This window comes from Paenibacillus campinasensis, assembly GCF_002272015.1.
Lineage (GTDB): Bacteria > Bacillota > Bacilli > Paenibacillales > Paenibacillaceae > Paenibacillus_AQ > Paenibacillus_AQ campinasensis.
This window is the reverse complement of the sequence record NZ_NPBY01000130.1, coordinates 1-1,915: the sequence shown is the minus strand read 5'-3', so window position 1 is coordinate 1,915 and position 1,915 is coordinate 1. Positions and strand designations below refer to the sequence as shown.

General features: G+C 42.9%; 1 protein-coding gene. It reads right to left on the bottom strand.

Going from position 1 to position 1,915, the window contains the following annotated elements:
• A partial coding sequence (locus CHH67_RS25660) for an IS1182 family transposase (protein ID WP_483406833.1) occupies nt 1-1,740 on the bottom strand: 1,740 nt, incomplete at its 3' end.
• Nucleotides 1,741-1,915 lie beyond the last annotated feature (175 nt).

Sequence of the window (1,915 nt, the reverse complement as noted above, 5' to 3'; positions counted from 1 at the left end):
GGGGCTGTCCAATAAGTCCCTAAAGTAAAAAGGTTGGACGAGAAGAGAACCATTTCTCCGTCCAACCTTTTTACGTCCCTGCGTTTGAAAGAATGTAGCGAGGCGAATGCCTGCTACTTTCAGTAGATTGTGGGCCAAGGCCACAATCCCAAACTCTGTATGAACTTTTTCTAGACCCCGCAAGGAAAATCTGCGGAACGACCGATTGCCCTTGATGTGACCGAATACACTCTCAACCTCGACTTTACGTCGAGCATAGATCGCGGATTTCTCGTCATCCTCAAGGGCTGTTTTTGCCTTTGCCTTTAATTCTTCCCATACCGTGTTCCAGTGTACTTGACGATTTCCCTTTGCTTTCGTACATGCTGCCTTTAATGGGCAATCGCTACAATCCTCACATTCGTAAATCTTAAAGCTTTGCTCTAGGCCGGAGCGTGTCTTCTTCGTCTGGTACTTCTTAAACGAAACGTATCGACCATTCGGGCAAATAAAGCGATCGTCTAACTCTTCATACGTCCAATTGCTTGCATGCTTCATGTTCTTTTTGTAGCGTCTGGTTTGTTCGTGCATATAGCTGCCATATGGAATAAGAAAATCAAATCGCGTCTCTTTTTCTTCGCCTAACGCGTACAAATAGTTTTCCTCACTACCATAACCAGCGTCAGCAATCACGGTTTTAGGCATGGGTAAAGAAGACGCAGCAAGTTGCTCCATATGCGGAATGAAGCAGCGTGTGTCCGTTGGTCGTTGGTGAAGACTATAAAACAAAATAAATTGGTTTTCCGTTGCCATCTGTACATTGTAACCTGGTTTAAGTTGACCATTTTTCATGTGATCTTCTTTCATTCGCATAAACGTAGCGTCTGGATCGGTCTTGGAGTAGCTATTGCGATCACCAAAGCAAGCTTTCTGCTGATCATACTTGGCCAGACGTGGAAGAAAGTCTTGACGAATCTTTTTCAGAGGCTGTTTCCAGGCACTACGCTCTTTTCGTAAGGCTTTTCTCGCTTCACTGTCATTGGTTTGAGCGATCTGTTCAGTTAAGCGCTCTACTTGTTCTTCTAGAATAACAGCTGTTTCTTCAAGCTGTACAGGAAGCTCATCTGGATCGGTAGCTACCATTTCACTAGCTTCTTGCTGCGTGAGCGTATGAATATGCGCAAGGGTTGCCTGCACCTTTTCTTTGAGTTTCTCTTCAAAGCGTAACGTAGATTTTTTCCACACAAAAGAATACTTGTTGGCATTAGCTTCAATCTTTGTGCCATCCAAGAAGTAGTTCTCCATGGTAATAAAATTGTCGTTGATGAGCTTTTTAATCATCGTTTGAAAGAGCTCATCCATAAGGCTCTTCATTCGCACACCACGGAAGTCATTCAGGGTGCGGAAGTCCGGCTGTTGCATCGCAGCTAGCCACATCGCCGGTAGGTTTTCTTGTAATAGTTTTTCAATGCCACGGCAGGAATAGACTTTTTGAGAGTAGCCATAAAGAATCACTTTGAGCATCATTTTAGGATGGTAGGAACTACGGCCACCGCCAACATAATGAGCAAACAACAGCTCGTCAGGAATAGATTCAATCATTTCATCAATGATACGAGCGACATGGTGGGAAGGGATTAGTGATTCTAGATCCAAGATCATATGCATCTGCTTGTTATCATAAGCTTTAAAAGCAGGTGTGAGCTTTCGTTTAGAATCTATGTTTCCTTCTATATTTTCTAGAGGAAATGTGAGTTGCATGTTATAATGTTTAGTAGTAGTCATTTGATTACGCATAAAAACCGTCCCTTTCTGAAATGGTTGTGTGGTAACTTTCATTTTACAGGAAAAGACGGTTTTTTTGCGCATATTTTTAGCGTTTTACAAAAAAAGAGGCTGCCAGTAGTCAGGTTTCACTGACTTTCTGGACAGCCTC